At 73.2% G+C, this 17,783-nt stretch carries 16 protein-coding genes; 9 read left to right on the forward strand and 7 right to left on the reverse strand.

All coding sequences use genetic code 11. The annotated features are described in order from the left end of the window. The first annotated feature begins 47 nt into the window (after positions 1 to 47). The 4 genes from lepB to CRM73_RS04190 all read left to right on the forward strand — a co-directional run bounded on the left by lepB (position 48) and on the right by CRM73_RS04190 (position 3,528). Positions 48 to 587, forward strand: a complete 540-nt coding sequence (gene lepB, locus CRM73_RS04175; protein WP_081994306.1) for a signal peptidase I — start codon at positions 48 to 50, stop codon at positions 585 to 587. Positions 588 to 752: 165 nt separating this feature from the next. Then, positions 753 to 2,450, forward strand: coding sequence for a heme peroxidase family protein (locus CRM73_RS04180; protein WP_229586920.1), 1,698 nt, complete (start codon positions 753 to 755; stop codon positions 2,448 to 2,450). A gap of 41 nt (positions 2,451 to 2,491) precedes the next feature. After that, complete coding sequence (locus tag CRM73_RS04185) at positions 2,492 to 2,824, forward strand: helix-turn-helix transcriptional regulator (protein WP_095649956.1); 333 nt, start codon at positions 2,492 to 2,494, stop codon at positions 2,822 to 2,824. Continuing rightward, positions 2,821 to 3,528 carry a cation transporter gene (locus CRM73_RS04190; protein WP_229586922.1) on the forward strand — a complete coding sequence of 236 codons (708 nt, stop codon included), beginning with the start codon at positions 2,821 to 2,823 and terminating at the stop codon, positions 3,526 to 3,528. The genes CRM73_RS04185 and CRM73_RS04190 overlap by 4 nt, the downstream gene beginning before the upstream one ends. A 123-nt stretch (positions 3,529 to 3,651) precedes the next feature. Here CRM73_RS04190 and CRM73_RS04195 read toward each other — a convergent pair whose 3' ends face one another. Next, positions 3,652 to 5,604: a hypothetical protein gene (locus CRM73_RS04195; RefSeq protein WP_229586923.1), complete on the reverse strand. Its 1,953-nt coding sequence runs from the start codon at positions 5,602 to 5,604 to the stop codon at positions 3,652 to 3,654. A gap of 158 nt (positions 5,605 to 5,762) precedes the next feature. Beyond that, positions 5,763 to 6,338 carry an isochorismatase family cysteine hydrolase gene (locus CRM73_RS04200; RefSeq protein WP_229586924.1) on the reverse strand — a complete coding sequence of 192 codons (576 nt, stop codon included), beginning with the start codon at positions 6,336 to 6,338 and terminating at the stop codon, positions 5,763 to 5,765. A gap of 124 nt (positions 6,339 to 6,462) precedes the next feature. Between CRM73_RS04200 and CRM73_RS04205 the strand changes: the two genes are divergently transcribed. Then, positions 6,463 to 6,966, forward strand: a complete 504-nt coding sequence (locus CRM73_RS04205; RefSeq protein ID WP_017832986.1) for a phosphoribosyltransferase — start codon at positions 6,463 to 6,465, stop codon at positions 6,964 to 6,966. A 42-nt stretch (positions 6,967 to 7,008) separates the two neighbouring features. On the opposite strand, the gene CRM73_RS04210 is transcribed toward CRM73_RS04205, so the two are convergent. After that, complete coding sequence (locus CRM73_RS04210; RefSeq protein WP_176337306.1) at positions 7,009 to 7,539, reverse strand: hypothetical protein; 531 nt, start codon at positions 7,537 to 7,539, stop codon at positions 7,009 to 7,011. A 225-nt stretch (positions 7,540 to 7,764) separates the two neighbouring features. Here CRM73_RS04210 and ppc point away from each other — a divergent pair, with 225 nt between their 5' ends. Then, entirely contained in the window at positions 7,765 to 10,581 is a 2,817-nt protein-coding gene (ppc, locus tag CRM73_RS04215) for a phosphoenolpyruvate carboxylase (RefSeq protein WP_109243019.1), read from the forward strand. 95 nt (positions 10,582 to 10,676) lie between these two features. Here ppc and CRM73_RS04220 read toward each other — a convergent pair whose 3' ends face one another. The 3 genes from CRM73_RS04220 to CRM73_RS04230 form a co-directional block, all read right to left on the reverse strand. Continuing rightward, positions 10,677 to 11,120 carry a DUF1772 domain-containing protein gene (locus CRM73_RS04220; RefSeq protein WP_017832989.1) on the reverse strand — a complete coding sequence of 148 codons (444 nt, stop codon included), beginning with the start codon at positions 11,118 to 11,120 and terminating at the stop codon, positions 10,677 to 10,679. A gap of 10 nt (positions 11,121 to 11,130) precedes the next feature. Further along, positions 11,131 to 12,066 carry a polyphosphate kinase 2 gene (gene ppk2 / locus CRM73_RS04225; protein ID WP_095649865.1) on the reverse strand — a complete coding sequence of 312 codons (936 nt, stop codon included), beginning with the start codon at positions 12,064 to 12,066 and terminating at the stop codon, positions 11,131 to 11,133. Between the two features lie 155 nt (positions 12,067 to 12,221). Continuing rightward, a complete protein-coding gene (locus CRM73_RS04230; RefSeq protein WP_017832990.1) occupies positions 12,222 to 12,686 on the reverse strand; it encodes an OsmC family protein in 465 nt (154 codons plus the stop codon). A gap of 126 nt (positions 12,687 to 12,812) precedes the next feature. Between CRM73_RS04230 and CRM73_RS04235 the strand changes: the two genes are divergently transcribed. Further along, positions 12,813 to 13,370, forward strand: a complete 558-nt coding sequence (locus CRM73_RS04235; RefSeq protein ID WP_017832991.1) for a hypothetical protein — start codon at positions 12,813 to 12,815, stop codon at positions 13,368 to 13,370. 70 nt (positions 13,371 to 13,440) lie between these two features. On the opposite strand, the gene CRM73_RS04240 is transcribed toward CRM73_RS04235, so the two are convergent. Continuing rightward, on the reverse strand, positions 13,441 to 15,855 hold the full coding sequence (locus CRM73_RS04240; protein ID WP_229586925.1) for a TIM-barrel domain-containing protein: 2,415 nt from the start codon (positions 15,853 to 15,855) through the stop codon (positions 13,441 to 13,443). Between the two features lie 126 nt (positions 15,856 to 15,981). On the opposite strand from CRM73_RS04240, the gene CRM73_RS04245 reads away from it, so the two are divergent. Together CRM73_RS04245 and CRM73_RS04250 are read left to right on the forward strand one after the other, a co-directional pair. After that, positions 15,982 to 17,169 (forward strand): LLM class flavin-dependent oxidoreductase, encoded by a 1,188-nt coding sequence (locus tag CRM73_RS04245; protein WP_017832993.1) that lies wholly within the window; start codon positions 15,982 to 15,984, stop codon positions 17,167 to 17,169. Further along, the coding region (locus CRM73_RS04250; protein ID WP_229586926.1) for a CE1759 family FMN reductase at positions 17,166 to 17,783 on the forward strand (618 nt) is incomplete at its 3' end. The genes CRM73_RS04245 and CRM73_RS04250, both read left to right, overlap by 4 nt.

The following is a 17,783-nucleotide window of genomic DNA, read 5'->3' on the forward strand; positions in this document are numbered from 1 at the left end:
CACGGGCGCAGCGGACCCGCTGTCCCGAGAAGAGAGGATGAGCTGACATGGTGCAGCTGAGACCGGCCCCCGTCCCGACCCGGCAGAAGCCGGACCGGACACGTCACCGGCCCATCGGGCCGCGGACGGTCTGGGCGGTGCTGCTGGGCCTGGCCCTGGTCCTGGCCACCCGGGTCTGGTTGATCGAACCCGTGGTCGTCGCCTCGGACAGCATGGAGCCCACCATGGGGCAGAAGAGCGTGGCGCTGCTGCTGAAGCCCGATCCCGATCCCGCCGCGGTGTCCGCGGGCACCGCGGTCGTCTTCCCCCACCCCGACGACGGCAGCATGACCGTGAAGCGGGTGGTGGCCACCGGCGGACAGACCGTGGCGATCGAGGACTCCCTCCTCGTCGTCGACGGCAGGACGGTCGACGAGCCGTTCGTCGACCACAGCCGGATCGACGGCACCTACTTCGGCCCGGTCACCGTCCCCGACGGACACGTCTTCGTCATGGGCGACAACCGGGGCGTGTCGGTCGACTCCCGGCACTTCGGCACCGTTCCCGCAGAGGACCTGGAAGCCACGGTCCTGCTGCCCCGGCCCTGAGCCCGCCGCCGCTCGACGGCAACCGCACCAGCGGGCCCGGGACTCGCCACTCCCCTCGTCCCGGGCCCGCTCCTCCATGTCATGAACGGGGCATCCGCAAGGTATTTCCAAGACCCGCACCGTTGTCTGTTTGCACATGCACCAACTGGGGGAGAAGGGCGTCCGATGAAAACCACGAAGAGGATCCGCGTGCCGGAGGAGACGGTGGCGGAGGGCGTCTCGCGCAGAGGCGTCCTCACCGGCGTGATGGCCGGCCTGGCCGCGCTGCCGGTCACGGGGCAGGCCCATGCCGCGCCCAAGGCGCCCACACCCAAAGTCCCCGCGCCCACGGCTCCCGCTGCGGCTCGCGTGCTGAGCGCGACCCGGTCGGGCCACGGTACGGGGGCGCCGCGGGGCTCCGACATCGCGGTCACCGCGGGGCGGACCAAGGAGGGACGCTTCGGGGTCATGTTCAAGAAGCTCCCGGCCTTCGCCCCGAGCGACGACCTGCTGGCGGACCTCGCGCAGCAGATGGTCGACCGCACCCCGCCGCTGGCCGACGTCTCGCTGAGCAACGACGGGTTCGACAACCCGGACATTCCTGCCGGCTACGCCTATCTGGGGCAGTTCATCGACCACGACATGACGCTCGACAAGACGCCCATGCCGCAGCAGGACCTGGACCCGAAGGGACTCACCAACTTCGACACCCCCTTCTTCGAGCTGGGCTCCGTCTACGGCAGGGGGCCGGCCGCCGACCCCCAGCTCTACGACCCGGCCGATCGGCGCCGGATGCGCATCGGGCGGAACCACGACGGTTTCCCGGACCTGCCGCGCAACGCGGACGGCACCGCGATCATCGGGGACCACCGCAACGACGAGAACCTGATCGTCGCCCAGTTCCACCTCACCTTCCTGCAGCTGCACAACAGGTTCGTGGACGAGGGCATGACGTTCCAGCAGGCGCAGCAGATGACCCGGTGGCACTACCAGTGGCTGATCGTGCACGACTTCCTGCCCCGCATGGTGGGCAGGGGTCTGGTGGCCGGCATGCTCAAGCCGCGCAGGGGCGGACCGACCGGGGTGGACTGCAAGTTCTACAGACCCGGCAATCCCACCCGGCCCATGATGCCCATCGAGTACTCGGTGGCCGCCTACCGGTTCGGCCACAGCATGATCCGCGCCGAGTACGAGATGCACGACGCGGTCACCATTCCCTTCTTCGGGCACCCCGCGAACGACCTCCGCGGGTCCCGCCCGCTGCCGACCATCGCACGGGCCGACTGGAACTACTTCTTCGACGTCCCCGGGATGAGCGAGCCGGACGACCGCAACATGACGCGGCTGATCGACACCAAGCTGGCGCTCCCGCTCAACGAGCTCCCGCCGACCGTGGTGCAGCACGTCGACGGCGCCATCCTCTCCCTGGCCCACCGGAACCTGGTGCGGGGCAAGCGGCTCGGCCTGCCGGCCGGCCAGGACGTCGCCAAGGCCATGGGTGTGGCACCGATCCCCAATGACAGGCTCGGGCTCACGGACCCCGGCTGGAAGGGCCGGGCACCGCTCTGGTACTACATCCTGAAGGAGGCGGAGCTGCTCGGCGGCAGGACGCTGGGCCCCGTCGGCGGGAGGATCATCGCGGAGGTCGTCCTCGGCATCCTCTCCCTGGACCGCTCCTCGTTCCTCAACGCCCCCACCGGGTGGGCACCTGCGAGGACACCGTTCGAGTGCGGCGACTTCCTCGAGATGGCGGGTGCCCTCGAGAACATGCCCGCCGGCTCCGAGGCCGAGGACCTGGAGGCAGAGGACCCGGAGGTCGAGCTGCCGGAGGAGGAGCACCCCGAGGGGGAGCCCCCCGAGGACGAGCACCCCGGGAGCGCCTGACCCGCCTGCCGTGAGTACACGGATGCGTGTACCGTGAGGGCATGTCCTCCGTCGCCCCCACCCACACCTCGGCGCTGTCCCGGCTGGGTGCCGCCCTCTCCGACGAGACGCGCCTCCAGATCCTGCTGGCCCTGCGCGACGCCCCGGGCCGTCCCTCGGAGCTGGCGCGGGCCCTGGGCGTGTCCAAGCAGGTGATGTCCAACCAGCTCGCCTGCCTGCGCGGATGCGGGCTGGTGACGGCCTCCGCCGAGGGGCGCAGCACCTGGTACCGGCTGGCCGATCCCCGCCTCGGCCCGGCGCTGGGGGACCTGCTGGAGCTGGTGGTGACCGTGGACCCCACCTGCTGCTCCCCGGCCGGATGCACCTGCGCATGAGCTCCCGCACTCTGGGACCGGGCCCCCTCACCTCGGCACGCCGGGCGGTCCTGCACCGGCGGGTGCGCCTGATCGTGGCCGGCACCATCACCTACAACGTCCTCGAGGCCGTGGTCGCCCTGACCGCCGGCACCATCGCCTCCTCCGCCGCGCTGATCGGCTTCGGGCTGGACTCCGTCGTCGAGGTCCTCTCGGCGGCGGCGGTCGCCTGGCAGTTCGCCGCTCCCGACCCGCACCGCCGGGAGAAGGTGGCCCTGCGGGTGATCGCGTTCTCCTTCTTCGGCCTGGCCGCCTTCGTCACCGTCGATGCGCTGCGCAGCCTGCTCGGGGCCGCCGAGCCCGGGCACTCCCCGGTCGGCATCGGACTGGCCGCCGTGAGCCTGGTGATCATGCCGCTGCTGTCCTGGTTCGAGCGGCGCACCGGCCGGGAGCTGGGCTCCGCGTCGGCGGTGGCCGACTCCAAGCAGACCCTGATCTGCAGCTACCTCTCGGCCGTGCTGCTGGTCGGACTGCTGCTCAACAGCACCTTGGGCTGGTCCTGGGCCGACCCGCTGGCCGCCCTGGTCATCGCCGGGTTCGCCGTGAAGGAGGGGCTGGAGGCCTGGCGGGGGGACGCCTGCTGCACCCCGGCGGCGGTGCTCGTCGGTGACGACGAGGACGGCGACGGGTGCGCCGGCCCGTGCGGCCCCGGCTGCGCCCCCTGACCCCTCGGCCGCCGGTCCCTGCGGGCGGCCGGCCCCGTCCGGGCGGGAGCGCACCCAGGGGCCGGCCCGTGCGCCGAGGGGGTCGGAGCACGGGCCGGCTGGAGGGAGCGCTGTCTCAGATGCTCATCCGGTGCCCACCACCCCCCTCGCCTCTCCGCCGCGCGTGGACTGCACGAGCACGCTCGAGATGCGCTGGCCCGGGCCGGGCTTGGCCCGGTACTCCCAGTTGCCGAGCGAGTCCACCGGGGCGGAGCCGACCTTGACCGGCGTGCCCGAGGTCGTGTTGTAGATGTTCACCGAGGTCGCCGGGTTCAGCAGGGACGGTGCACCGGGCACGAGCGCCGTGCCGGTGAGCCGCAGCTCCTTGCCGACCCGGTGGCGCGAGGCCGCCGCGACGGTCACCACGTCGTCGCTCTTCAGGGTGATCGTCGCGGGGGCGCTCGCGACCCCGGCGGCGTTCTTGACCACCAGCTGGAGGACCGGGTCCTGGTCCGCGGCCGCGGGCGCCGTGGCGGAGACCGTGGTGAAGAACGGCACCACCACCTTCGGCTTGGCCACGGTCTTGCTGCTGAACGTCACCTGCGGCCCGCTGACCTGCGTCCACTCGTAGGAGGCCGCGTTCGTGGACCCGCTGCCGTCCAGCTCCGTGGCCATCCCCCGGGCCACCGAGCCGGGCAGGGCCGCGACGGCCGCGGTGGCCGCGGGCTGCACGACGTCGGGGTTGTCCGGGGTGGTGCCCTCCGTGACGGGACCGGGGTCCGGGGAGGGATCGATCGGGTCCTCGCCGACCGGGGAGGCCTCCCCGCCCGTGACGACCACGGGCACGGTGGTCCGGCTCGTCCCGGAGGTGGAGACCGTGGCCTCGACCGGGGGAGCGAGCGTGGGGAACGAGCCCTTGTAGACGTTCGCGGTGCCGGTGGCGGCGAGCGCCCCGAAGCCGGCGACCTCCGGGGCGGTCCCGGAGGATGACGTCGCCTCGACGGTCAGCGCGGTGCCGTCGTAGGTCGCGGCCGTGGCGACCGAGACGTCGGTGACGGCGACCTCGGCGCTGCTGACGGGCTTGTCCCCGAGGTTCCGGACCGTCACGGTCGCCGGAGCGGCGCCCGTGTACGCGATGCGGGCGTAGGCGCGCTCCGAGTCGCCCTCGTCCTTCTCCATGGGCGTGGTGCTGAACACGCCGTCCTGGCCGACCACCTCGAGCTGGTCCCCGCGGCTGGTGGCGAAGACGTCGAGGTGGCCTCCGCCGACGACGGCCCGGTCGGCCTGCACCCCCGTATTGGTGGAGATCTTGCCCATCACGGAGAACTGGTCGTTGCGGGCGGTGCCGCCGTCCGAGGTCGTGACCTCGAAGAAGTTCGTGCCGAGCGGGCTGCCCGTCACGGTGTGCTCCACGTCGGGGTTGCCCAGGTAGCCCTCGGGGGCCCCGCTGTCCCACTGCAGGAAGGGGCCGATGTCCCCCTTGAGCGGTGTCTGGAAGTTGCCGACGGCCGGGGAGACGTCCTCCACCAGGCGCCCGCGGCCCCGCTCGTCGGTGTCGACCGTCACGGTGCCGTAGGGGTGCGTGAACGTCAGGGTGGTGTTGGGCGCGGCGTCGTCCACGTCGATGCGCTGGCGGGAGAAGACGACCTGGTCCCCGGGGATCGGGTTCTCGTTGGCGAAGGCGGCCTCCAGGGCGAGGGTGAGGACCGCGTCCCCGCCGCCGGGGATCTGGACCTCGGAGCCGGCGAGCATGTAGAAGGCCTCGCCGGGGAAGTTGTCCGGGAAGGAGATGGGCTTCAGCGGATCGGGGACGTCCCCCGGCGGGAAGGCGCACAGCGGGTTGTCGCCGTCCAGGCACAGTTCCGTGCGGACCTTGCTGCTGTCCTCGTACCAGGCCGGGAACCCGTGCTCGGTGTTCACGGGTCCCACGGCGGTCAGGCCGCCCGGGTTGCGCTGGACGACCTCGGTGGCGGCGGTCGAGGCGCTGATGCCGGTGGCGCCGAGCAGGAGCGCGGCGGCGGCGGCGACCGTGCGGCGGCCGCGGGGGTGCTGTGGCGGGTCCCGCAGCAGTTCGCGGGGCCCGGTGGAGGTGCTCATGATGTCTCCTCAAGTAGCGGCGGTGCTGATAGCGCGAATATGCAAAAGCGCACTTGAGAAAACCCTGTGGCACCGGGCCCGGGCCGGGGCCGCCACGGAGCGGGAGGGGGGAGGGCCCGACGCACGACGTCATGACGGGCCCGGAGGAGGGAGTGCGCTCAGCTCCGCAGCCGGGCCACGGCCTCGTCCTGGTGCAGGATGTCCTGGCGCATCTCGTCCTCGAGGAAGGCCAGCAGCGCGCGGGAGAGCTCCGAGTTCTCGGAGGCCACGGCGTCCCGGGCCACCGCGGCCCGGAAGTCGTGGGCGAACGCGTCGATCGCGGTCTGGGCCACGCAGCTGTGCGTGGAGATCCCGCAGAGCATCAGGTGGGTGGCGCCCAGGTTGCGCAGCCGGGCCGCGAGGTCCGTGTCGAAGAACGCGCTGTCCCGGGTCTTGACCAGCCCCGTCCCGCCCTCGGTGTCGAGACCGGCCACGTACTCGGACTGCTCCGTGCCGGGGAACGCGAAGCCCTGCCCGTCGTCGTGCATGTTGACGGTCCACGTGGAGCCGTCCCGCTCGTGCTGGGTGCGGATCAGCACGATCGGGCAGCCGCCGTCGCGGGCCGCCCGGATCAGCTCGTTGACCTTCTTCGTCACGGGCTCCCGCTGCTCCTCGAGCTCGGGGAAGTCGAAGTACGAGTTCTGCATGTCGATGACGAGCAGGGCGGTGCGGCCCTGCGCCGGGTGCTGGGGCATGGCGTCCTCTCCGGTGCGGGGGGAGCCCCGCGGGGGGCTCCGGTGGACAACGATCCGATCAGTGAACTTACTACCTTCGGGCGCGCGGCTCCACCCGCTCCGGGGCTCCGGTAGCCTGAGGCGCATGGCCTATCACGCGGACGCCCTCGAGCTCGAGGGCAAGGAGATCCTCACGTGGGAACGCTTCGGCGAAGCGACCCAGGAGCTCGCCCAGAGCGTCGTGGACAGCGGTTTCCTGCCGGACATCATCATCGCGGTGGCCCGCGGCGGTCTGCTCCCGGCCGGTGCGCTGTCCTACGCGATGGGGGTCAAGCTCTCGGACGCGATCAACGTGGAGTTCTACACCGACGTCCACCAGACCCTGCCGGACCCCGTGCTGCTCGCCCCGATGCTGGACACCGAGTCCATCGCGGGCCGGAAGCTGCTCGTCGTCGACGACGTGGCGGACTCCGGGCGGACCCTCGCCCTGGTGCTGGAGCTGCTGCGCGGCCTGGGCGCGGAGGCGCGCTCCGCCGTCATCTACGGCAAGCCCCGCTCCGTGATCCGGCCCGACTACCTGTGGAAGGCCACCGACGACTGGATCGTCTTCCCCTGGTCGGCCGCCCCACCCGTCACCGCCGGCGCCTGACCGCCCCCGGGCCGCGTCCCGCCCGGGCCGCTCCTCATCCGGTCAGCGCAGCGCCGCCCGCACCCCGGGGTGGCCGGCCACGACGAGCCACACGACGTTGACCGCGACCAGGACGGTGGTGCTGAGCCCGGGCAGCAGGTGCCCGCCCAGGAGGAACACCGCCAGGTCGAAGAGGTCGCCGAGCACGGCCAGGGAGCAGAAGACGATGCCGAGGATCCAGCCCCACTGCAGCTGCTCGCGCAGCGGGAACCAGACCAGCGAGTAGAGGGCCGTCGTCAGCACCACGCCGAGGAGCGCCAGCGCGGCGGACAGCCCGGCGCCGGGGAGCCCCGGCACCCGCACCAGGTCCTCCATACCGGGGAGCTGGGCGCTGGGGCCCGCGACCGCCTGCACGAACGTGTCCGCCACGTTGACCGCGAACGAGAGCAGGGTGAGCCGCAGCAGCAGGCGCAGCCGGGCCGTCATCGGCGGCCCGGGCGGGACCGTGCCGGGACCCGGTCCGCCGGGGAGCCGCGGGGGCGGCCCGCCGCCCGGACGGTGCGGGCCGCCGGGACCGTGCGGGTGCTGGCTCATGGCCTGTGCCTCCTGGCGCGCGCGAGGTGTGCTCACCGCCGAACCTACCGCTCCCTGCCCCGGCCGGCACGGGTTTCCAGGAGAGGGTCCACGCGGGGCCTCCCCGGGGCGGCCCGTGCGACGTGGATCACCCGGGGTAGGCTGGCACGGTAGGCACCGACGGCGCGACCGCTCGTCGGTCGTGCGCGCACCCGTGACGACCGACCAGCCAGGAGCAGCCGCGACATGACGACTCAGCACGACCGGACCGCCGCCCCCGACCGCCACCGCGCCGAGGTGATCGACGCCCCGCTGCGTGCGGACGTCCGCCGCATCACGACCCTGCTGGGGGAGACCCTGGCCCGTCAGCGCGGCGAGGAGCTGCTGGAGCTGGTCGAGCAGGTCCGCCGGCTCACCAAGGACGCGAAGGACGCCAAGGCCTCCGGGGCCGACGACGCCGCGGGCCAGGTCCGCGACCTGCTCGGCTCCCTGCCCCTCGACCGGGCGACGGACCTGGTGCGGGCCTTCGCCCACTACTTCCACCTGGCCAACGCCGCCGAGCAGGTGCACCGCGTGCGCGTGCTCGGCCGCCGCCCGGAGGACGAGGGGTGGCTCGCCGCGGCGGTCACCGACGTCGCCGCCGAGGCCGGTCCCGACGCCCTGCGGGAGGCGGTGGGCAGCCTGGACGTCCGGCCGGTGTTCACCGCGCACCCCACCGAGGCCTCCCGGCGCTCCGTGCTGACCAAGATCCGGCACCTCTCCGACATCCTGGCCCGCGAGACCGCCGAGGGCTCCGCCGCGCGCCGCAGCCAGGACCGGCGCCTCGCCGAGCTGATCGAGCTCCTGTGGCAGACCGACGAGCTGCGCCAGAACCGCCCCACCCCGCTCGACGAGGCCCGCAACGCCCTGTACTACCTGCGGGAGGTCCTCACCGAGACCATGCCCGTGCTGCTCGCGGACCTCGAGGACCAGCTCTCGCAGCACGACGTGCACCTGCCGGCCGGCCCCCCGCCGCTGCGCTTCGGGTCCTGGATCGGCGGGGACCGGGACGGCAACCCCAACGTCACCCCCGAGATGACCCGCCGGGTCCTCCAGCTGCAGGGGCAGGCCGCCGTGGACATCGCCCTGAGCTTCCTGGACGTGCTGGTCTCCCGGCTGTCCTCCTCCACCGCCATCGTCGAGGTCGATCCCGAGCTGCGCGAGTCCGTGGAGCGGGACGTGGCCCACCTGCCCGGCCTGGACCCGCGGGTCCTGGAGCTCAACGCGCAGGAGCCGTACCGGCTCAAGCTCACCTGCATCAAGGCCAAGCTGATCAACACCCGCCGCCGGTTCGCGGAGGAGACCGTCCACGAGCCGGGCCGGGACTACCGGACCACCGCCGAGCTCGTGGCCGACCTCGACGTGGTGGCCCGCTCGCTGCGGCACCACGCGGGCGCGCTCGCCGCCGACGGCTCCCTCGCCGCGGCGACCCGCACCATCGCCGGCTTCGGCCTGGGCCTGGCCACCCTGGACGTCCGCGAGCACGCCGACGCCCACCACGAGGCCGTGGGGCAGCTGCTCGACCGGCTGGGCGAGCTGGACCAGCCGTACGCGGACATGGACCGGGGCGCGCGCGCCGCGGTGCTCGCCGGGGAGCTCGCCGGCCGCCGCCCGCTCGCCCCGCCGGGGCTGTCCACGGGCGCCGTGCACCTCGACGGCGACGCGGACCGGACGTTCGCGGTCTTCCGGGAGATCGCCCGGGCCCAGGAGACCTACGGCGAGGAGATCGTCGAGACCTACATCGTGTCCATGACCCGCGACGCGGACGACATCCTGGCCCCCGTGATCCTGGCCCGCGAGGCCGGGCTGGTGGACCTCACCGGCGAGCAGGACCGCGCCACCCTCGGCTTCGCACCGCTGCTGGAGACCGTCGGGGAGCTGCGCCGCTCCGCGGAGGTCATCGACGAGCTGCTCTCCGACCCGGCCTACCGGCGGGTGGTCGCGGCGCGCGGGAACATCCAGGAGGTCATGCTCGGCTACTCCGACTCCAACAAGGAGTCCGGGGTGATGACCAGCCGGTGGGAGATCCACCGGACCGAGCGCCGGCTCCGCGACGTCGCCGCCCGGCACGGCGTGCGGCTGCGGCTCTTCCACGGCCGCGGCGGCTCCGTGGGCCGCGGCGGCGGCCCCACCCACGACGCGATCCTCGCCCAGCCCAGCGGCGTCCTCGCCGGCGAGATCAAGTTCACCGAGCAGGGCGAGGTGATCAGCGACAAGTTCTCCCTCCCCGCCCTGGCCCGGGAGAACCTCGAGCTGTCCCTGGCCGCCGTGCTGCGCGCCACGGCGCTGCACCAGGACCCGCGCTCCACCGAGGAGGAGCTGGACCGGTGGGGCGAGGTCATGGACGTGGTCAGCGACGCCGCCTTCGCCTCCTACACGGGCCTGGTCGAGGACCCCGACCTGCCGGAGTACTTCCTGTCCGCCACCCCGGTGGAGCAGCTGGGCGCGCTGAACATCGGCTCCCGCCCGGCCAAGCGCCCGTCGTCGGACAAGGGTCTGTCCGGGCTGCGGGCCATCCCGTGGGTCTTCGGCTGGACGCAGTCCCGCCAGATCGTGCCCGGCTGGTTCGGGGTGGGCTCGGGCCTGCGCGCCGCCCGCGAGGCGGGGATGGAGGGGGACCTGCGCACCATGCTGGAGCGCTGGCACTTCTTCCGCTCCGTGATCTCCAACGTGGAGATGACCGTGGCGAAGACCGACCTGGAGATCGCCGCCCACTACGTCCGGGCCCTGGTGCCCGAGCGGCTCCAGCACGTGTTCGAGGTGATCCGCCGCGAGTACGAGCTCACCCTCGACGAGCTCGCCCGGCTCACCGGGCAGGCGGAGCTGCTGGACGGCAACCCCACCCTGAAGCAGACGCTCGAGGTGCGGGACCAGTACCTCGACCCCATCTCCTACCTGCAGGTGGAGCTGCTCCGCCGGATCCGGGAGCAGGACGCCGAGGGCCGGGAGGTCGACGAGGGCCTGCAGCGGGCCCTGCTCATCACCATCAACGGGGTGGCCGCCGGCCTGCGCAACACCGGCTGACCGCCCGGGCCGGGCGGCGGCGCGGAGGGACGCGGCCGCCCGGCCCGGTCCGCGGGCGGGAGGAGGTCCGCGGCCCGGCCGGACCGGGGCCCGGATCAGGGGACGGGCAGCAGCAGGGCGACGGCGCCGAGCACGGACAGTCCCGCCCGGAGGTGGTTGGCCCGCGTCCACGGCCGCGCGTAGGCGGACCACACCACGGTCCGGCGATCGGTGCGGGCCAGCCGGGCGTTGAGCGGGACGTTGACCGCCACGGTCAGGACCCAGCCCGCCAGGGAGGCCAGCGCACCCAGCACGCGCAGCGGCCCGCCGGGTGCGGAGAGGCTCGTGCCGACCACGACGAGACAGGCCAGGGCGGTGCCGAAGAACAGGACCAGGAACGGCGCCCGCACCGCGGCCCGGTTGACGGCGATCATCGCCGAGGCCGCCGCGCCGCCGGGGAGGCGCCGCAGCGCCGGCATCACCACCAGGGAGAACGCCAGGTAGAACCCGCCGACGAGGCCCGAGCCGATGCCGGCGACCAGCGCCGGCCACGTCTCCACGCCGCGGGGCTCAGTCGCCGACGGCGTCGCGGCCGCGGCGCACGATCAGCGGATCGGCCGGGTGGACCACGGACGGGTCCTTGTCCTCGTAGTCGAACTGGTCCAGGAAGAAGCGCAGCGCGTTGATCCTCGCCCGCTTCTTGTCGTTGGACTTCACCGTGGTCCACGGGGCGTGGTCGGTGTCCGTGCGCAGGAACATCTCCTCCTTCGCCTCGGTGTAGTCCTCCCACCGGTCCAGGGAGGCGAGGTCCTGCGGGGACAGCTTCCACCGGCGCACGGGGTCGATCTGACGGATCGCGAACCGGGTCCGCTGCTCCTGCTGGGTCACGGAGAACCAGAGCTTGGTGAGGTGGATGCCGGAGTCCACGAGCATCTTCTCGAACACCGGGGCCTGGTCCATGAACCACGCGTAGTCCTGCGGGGTGCAGAAGCCCATCACGGGTTCCACCACCGCCCGGTTGTACCAGGAGCGGTCGAAGAGCACCATCTCCCCGGCGGTGGGCAGGTGGCGGATGTAGCGCTGGAAGTACCACTGCCCGGCCTCGCGGTCCGAGGGCTTGGTCAGGGCCACGACCCGGGCGGCGCGCGGGTTGAGGTACTCGGTGAACCGCTTGATCGTCCCGCCCTTGCCGGCGGCGTCCCGGCCCTCGAACACGATGACGTGCTGGAGGTCGTGGTCCTGGCCCCAGTACTGGAACTTCAGCAGCTCGATCTGGAGCTTGTACTTCTCCAGCTCGTACTCCTCCCGGCTCATCAGCTCGTCGTAGGGGTGGTCCTCCCGCCAGGTCTCCACGGCCGAGCCCCCCGGGTCGATGAGGTCCGGGTCCTCCTCGTGCCCGTGGGGCACGGTGTAGCCCATCTGCGTGAGGTGGTCGATGAACTCCCGCAGGTTCTCCCGCACGGCCCACTGGTCGGCGGGCATCCACTGCCGTTTTCCGTCGGGCATCGGCCGTTCCTCTCCGGTCAGGGTCTCTTGAGCGCAGTGTAGGCGTGCTCATCCTGACCCGCCCGGACGGCGGGCACATGACCGCCCGGTGAACACCAGGGGCTCGGTCCTCCTGCCCCGCCCGGGGCCGACCGTGCAGAACCCCGTGCGGTCGGCTACAGGGGCTCGCCCGCGGCACCGTCGATGTCGACGCTGACGTCGTGGCCGACGGCGGTGCCGTGCTCCACCGTCCGCGAGACCGTGCAGTACTTGTCGTGGGACAGGGTGACGAGGCGTTGGACCATGCCGGCGGCCTTGCGGCCGGCGGCGTCGTCGGGGAACGCGAGGTGGAAGGAGAGGTGCAGGTCCTCCAGGCGGTTCGCCCCGTTCTCCTCGAGGATCTTCTGTCCGGTCGCCTCGACGCGGAACTCCGAGGGCTCCGAGCTGCGGGAGGTCGCCACGTCCACGTCGATGGCCGAGCACCCGGCGACGGCGGCCAGCAGGAGCTCCACGGGGGACAGCAGGCCCTCACCGCGGCCGAAGGCGATCTCGGCCCCCTCGGCGTTGCGGGCGGTGTAGTGGCCGGTGGCGGTGCGGGTCAGCTCGACGGAACGCGGGGCGGGGTCGTTGATCTCACTCATGCACCCATGATGCCAACCCCGCTCGCGTCGGCGGTCCCGGCACCGCCCCCGGGGGCCGGCGGAATAGGCGCTGCGGCCGTCGCCGTTGACGTGGGAACGTCACCGTCCAGCGCCCAGGAGGCCGGCTTGTCCCCATCACGACCGGCGCACGACGGCCGCGAGCCCGAGGAGCCCGAGCGGAGCCACCTGGACGCCGAGCTCGAGGCGCTGATCGCCGACTACCGCCGGCTGCACCAGGACGACGCCCGTCTGCGCCGGATCGAGCGCATCATCCACGCCGCCCACCGGTCCGCCGACGAGGAGGGCGGGGACCGTGCCGGCGAGATCCGCGAGGAGCAGATCGCGCCCGCGCTGAGGGTCCAGGACGCGCGGCGGGTCGCCGCCGGGCTGCTGCGCACCGAGGAGGACATGAGGGCCTACGCGGCCCGTTTCGCCCGGCGCAGCACCGAGAAGGACCCGGCGGGAAGGGACCTGGAGCGCCAGGCGCACGCGCTGGACGCCGCGGGCCGGAACTGGGTGCTGATGATCGGCCAGAACCGTGACCACGGACTGGTCGCCTGCCGCTTCGTCCGGGAGAAGGGCATCCCGCACGCCCGCGTGGTGTCCTTCACCGCGGAACGGCTGAGGCTGCCCATCCTGGTCGTCGAGCTCGGCCTGGACGAGGACGGCCCCTGCCCCGGGTGAGCTCTCCGCCGCGGGCGGCGGCCGGGGGCGCGGGGCACGCCACGACGGGTCGACCTCCGGCGACCAGGGGTCAGGTCCGCGTCGCCAGCACCAGCTCGGTGAGCGCGCTGAGCAGCGGCCCCTCCACGCCCAGGGCGGGTGCCTGCCCGAGCGCCCCCACGGGATCGCGCCGCACGGCCTCGTGCACCCGCCGCTTGACCTCGTAGCCGATCTGGGCGTCGTTGAGCAGGTCGAAGACGCGGTCCGCGGGATCCTGGGCGGCCACGGCGCCCAGTCCCGCCGACCGCACCACGATCTGCGCCCCGGGGGCGACCCCCTCGACGGTGACCGAGGTGCGGTGCCCGCGCACGCCGTTCCCCCGCCGGGCGGTGCGGACCGGGACGGTCCTCCCGTCCACGGTCACGGTCGGCTCGGCCGGCTCCTCGAGGCCGATGAAGGTGAGGGTCCAGGTGCGCGCCGCCGGCAGGCAGCCGAGGTGGCCCTGCGCCGGGCCGACCGTGAACTCCCCGGCGGCGGTGTCGAGGGCGAGCGGGGTGCGCGCCCAGCGGGCCGGGTCGAGGCCGTCGCCGCTGTCGTCGTCCTCGTCCAGGACGGTGCGGTGCGAGGCGCCGGCGACCACCAGGACCTCCAGCTCCCCGGGATTGCCGGGGCCCGGCGCGGCGTCGTCGTCGGACCCCGCGAGGGGCACGATCGCGCCGGCGCGGGCCAGGACGGGCACGTCGTGGAGACCCCGGTGCAGCACGAGCTCCCGCCCGCCGTCGTAGACGGTGCCCGTGAACAGGTCCGTCCAGGACCCCTCCGGCAACCACACCGGCACGGCCGCGCGGGTGACCACCGGGTCCGCGGGGGAGGTGACCGGGGCGACCATCAGCTCGGGCCCGAACAGGTACTGGTGGCCGTACCGGTAGGCCTGCTCCGCCTCCGGGTGCTCGTGGTACAGGGGCCGGACCAGGGGGACGCCCTCCACGGCGGCGGCCCGGTTGGCGGTGTGCAGGTAGGGGACCAGCCGGTGCCGCAGCCGGAGGCCGCGCTCCATGGCCTCCGCGTATGGGGAGCGGTAGCGCCACGGCTCCTTGGCGATGAAGTCGTTGTCGCCCGAGTGCAGGCGCAGGATCGGGGAGAACACCCCGAACTGCAGCCAGCGGGTGGCCAGCTCGTCGTCGCGGGCGCCGAAGACGTGCCCGCCGATGTCGTGGCTCCACCAGCCGAAGCCGATGTTCGCCGCCGTCGCCGTGAAGTACGGCTGGAACGCCAGCGAGGCCCAGGAGATGACGGTGTCGCCGGAGAAGCCGACCGGGTAGCGGTGGCTGCCGGGCCCGGCGTAGCGGGAGAGCGTCAGCGGGCGGGACCCGTCCGCGCCCGAGTCCAGGAAGTGGTAGTGGTTGAGCACCCACAGGGGGTCCACCCCGGGCAGCCGCGAGTGCGGCCCGGACTGCCAGTCGACCCACCAGAAGTCCACGCCGTCGGCCTCCAGGCCGCGGTGCAGGACCTCGAAGTACGCGGCCACGAAGTCCCGGTCGGTGACGTCGAAGGCCACGGGCTCCTCCGAGCCCGGCTCGCGACCCAGGGCCTCGAGCATCGCGGGGTGCGCGTCCTCGAAGGAGCGCACCCCGTCGGCCGGGTGCAGGTTGAGCGTGACCCGGTAGCCGTGCTCGTGCGCCCACGCGAGGAAGGCCCGCGGGTCCGGGAACAGCTCCCGGTTCCAGGTGTAGCCCGTCCAGCCCGAGCCGTGCCGGCGCTCCACGTGCTCGTCCGTGAGGTGCCAGTCCATGTCCACCACCAGCACGGAGAACGGCAGGCGGCGCCGGTCGAACTCGGCGACCAGCTCCCGGTACTCGGCCTCGTCGTAGGCGTGGTACCGGCTCCACCAGTTGCCGAGCGCCCAGCGCGGCAGGACGGGCTGCGGCCCGGACAGGGCGTAGAGGTCGCGCAGCGCCTGCCGGTGGTCGTGGCCCCAGCCGAAGAGGTAGAGGTCCACGGCGCCCTCCTCGGGCGCGCGCGGCGCGTACCAGCCGTCGTCCGTGAGCAGCACCGAGGCGGAGTCGTCGATCACCCCGAAGCCCTCGCGGGACGTGATGCCCGGCTCGAGCGGGATCGGGCCGTCGGCCTCGTCCAGGGTGCGCGCGGTCCCGCCCAGGGTGGGGGCGGGGACGCCGTAGCGCCACACGCTGTGGTAGCTGGTCACGCCGCCGCGGATCTGCGCGGACAGTCCCGTCGGGCTGAAGGCCCGCTCGTCGTAGCTGAGGTGGATCCGCTCCGTGCTCAGCTCCAGACCGGCCGCCGTGCGCCGCACCCGGAAGTCCGGCACCGGGAACCGGCGGTCGACGGCGAACGCGGACGGACGGTCCTCGAAGCGGCCGGCGGGACTGTACTCCAGGCGCAGCAGCCCGGGGCTCAGCACGCTGATGCGGTAGTGCTCGCCGGCGACGACGGCGCCCGGGTCCGCGGTGCCGGCGCCGGTGGGACGGAAGTGGGGGAGGGGCATGCGTCCACCCTAGGCGGACCGGGGCGGGAATAATCCGGGACGGGCGCCGCTTTACGGTAGTAGTTCAAATTTGAAAGAACAGGGCGGGCCGTCCGGCCGGACGCCGCCGCGGAGCAGGAGGACCACATGCAGTTCGGCATCTTCACCATCGGGGACGTCACCGAGGACCCCACCACGGGACGCACCCCCACCGAGCACGAGCGGATCAGGGCCACCGTCGAGATCGCGAAGAAGGCGGAGGAGGTGGGCCTGGACGTCTTCGCCACGGGCCAGCACCACAACCCGCCGTTCGTGGCGCCGGGGAACCCGCCCGTCCTGCTGGCGAGCATCGCGGCGCAGACCGAGCGGCTGCAGCTGTCCACGGCCACCACCCTGATCACCACCACCGACCCGGTGCGCATCGCGGAGGACTACGCCTACCTGCAGCACCTGACCGACGGCCGCGTGGACCTCACCATGGGGCGGGGCAACACCGGCCCGGTCTATCCGTGGTTCGGCCAGGACATCCGCCAGGGCATCCCGCTGGCGATCGAGCACTACAGCCTGCTCCACCGGCTGTGGCGGGAGGACGTGGTCAACTGGCAGGGCCGGTTCCGCGGCGCCCTGCAGGGTTTCACCTCGACCCCGCGCCCGCTCGACGGCGTGGCCCCCTTCGTGTGGCACGGCTCGATCCGCTCCCCCGAGATTCCGGAGCAGGCCGCCTACTACGGCGACGGGTTCTTCCACAACAACATCTTCTGGCCCGCCGAGCACACCCGACGGATGGTGGAGTTCTACCGGACGCGCTTCGAGCACTACGGCCACGGCTCGGCCGACCAGGCCATCGTGGGCCTCGGCGGCCAGGTGTTCATGCGCCGGAACTCCCAGGACGCCGTGCGGGAGTTCCGCCCCTACTTCGACAACGCCCCCGTCTACGGGCACGGGCCGTCCCTGGAGGACTTCACCACGCAGACGCCGCTGACCGTCGGCTCCCCGCAGCAGGTCATCGAGAAGACCCTCGGGTTCCGCGACTACGCGGGCGACTACCAGCGCCAGCTGTTCCTGATGGACCACGCCGGCCTGCCGCTCAAGACCGTCCTGGAGCAGCTCGACCTGCTGGGCGAGGAGGTCGTGCCGGTGCTGCGCAAGGAGTTCGCCGCGCTCAGGCCCGCCCACGTGCCGGAGGCCCCGACCCACGCCTCGCTGCTGGAACGCCACCGCGCCGGCCAGGACCCGGTGCCCGGCGGCGCCGAGGACTCGCCCGCCGGGCGGGCCCGCGCCGCGCAGGCCGCGGAGCCGACCACGGGGCGGACCACGGAGAAGGCCCACCGATGAGCGTCCGGAACCCCACCGGGACGACGACGCCGGACCCCGTCGCGGCGCGCCCGCTCACCGTGGCCGTGGTGTCGGCGGGGATGTCCGACGCCTCCTCCACCTCGCTGCTGGCCGACCGGCTCGCCGAGGCCGCCCGGGACGGACTGGCCGAGACGCCGGTGCGGATCGAGCGCGTGGACCTGCGCCCGCTGGCCCACGCCGTCGCCGACCACCTGCTCACCGGGTTCCCCGGTCCGGAGCTGCGGACCGCCCTGGACACGGTCGCCGGGGCGGACGCCCTGATCGCGGCCACCCCGACGTACAAGGCCTCCTACTCGGGGCTGTTCAAGTCCTTCTTCGACCTCGTCGACGACGCCGCGCTGGAGGACGTGCCCGTGCTGGTGGCCGCGACCGGGGGCACGGCACGCCACTCCCTGATGCTCGACACCGCCATGCGCCCCCTGTTCACCCACTTCAAGGCGCTGGTGCTGCCCCTGGGGGTCTACGCCGCCACCGAGGACTGGGCCGGCGGATCGCTCGAGTCGCGCATCCGGCGCGCCGGCGCGCAGCTGGCGCGCTCGATCGCGCCGGGAGCGCAGCCGGCCGGACGGGCGGCCGGCGAGGTCCCGGCCGGT

Source organism: Kocuria sp. CCUG 69068 (genome assembly GCF_020833785.1).
GTDB classification, from domain to species: domain Bacteria; phylum Actinomycetota; class Actinomycetes; order Actinomycetales; family Micrococcaceae; genus Kocuria; species Kocuria rosea.

Coding starts and splice junctions, on each gene's coding strand:
- lepB (WP_081994306.1), top strand. CDS start 48: ATGGTGCAGCTGAGACCGGCCCCCGTCCCGACCCGGCAGAAGCCGGAC.
- CRM73_RS04180 (WP_229586920.1), top strand. CDS start 753: ATGAAAACCACGAAGAGGATCCGCGTGCCGGAGGAGACGGTGGCGGAG.
- CRM73_RS04185 (WP_095649956.1), top strand. CDS start 2,492: ATGTCCTCCGTCGCCCCCACCCACACCTCGGCGCTGTCCCGGCTGGGT.
- CRM73_RS04190 (WP_229586922.1), top strand. CDS start 2,821: ATGAGCTCCCGCACTCTGGGACCGGGCCCCCTCACCTCGGCACGCCGG.
- CRM73_RS04195 (WP_229586923.1), bottom strand. CDS start 5,604: ATGAGCACCTCCACCGGGCCCCGCGAACTGCTGCGGGACCCGCCACAG.
- CRM73_RS04200 (WP_229586924.1), bottom strand. CDS start 6,338: ATGCCCCAGCACCCGGCGCAGGGCCGCACCGCCCTGCTCGTCATCGAC.
- CRM73_RS04205 (WP_017832986.1), top strand. CDS start 6,463: ATGGCCTATCACGCGGACGCCCTCGAGCTCGAGGGCAAGGAGATCCTC.
- CRM73_RS04210 (WP_176337306.1), bottom strand. CDS start 7,539: ATGAGCCAGCACCCGCACGGTCCCGGCGGCCCGCACCGTCCGGGCGGC.
- ppc (WP_109243019.1), top strand. CDS start 7,765: ATGACGACTCAGCACGACCGGACCGCCGCCCCCGACCGCCACCGCGCC.
- ppk2 (WP_095649865.1), bottom strand. CDS start 12,066: ATGCCCGACGGAAAACGGCAGTGGATGCCCGCCGACCAGTGGGCCGTG.
- CRM73_RS04230 (WP_017832990.1), bottom strand. CDS start 12,686: ATGAGTGAGATCAACGACCCCGCCCCGCGTTCCGTCGAGCTGACCCGC.
- CRM73_RS04240 (WP_229586925.1), bottom strand. CDS start 15,855: ATGCCCCTCCCCCACTTCCGTCCCACCGGCGCCGGCACCGCGGACCCG.
- CRM73_RS04245 (WP_017832993.1), top strand. CDS start 15,982: ATGCAGTTCGGCATCTTCACCATCGGGGACGTCACCGAGGACCCCACC.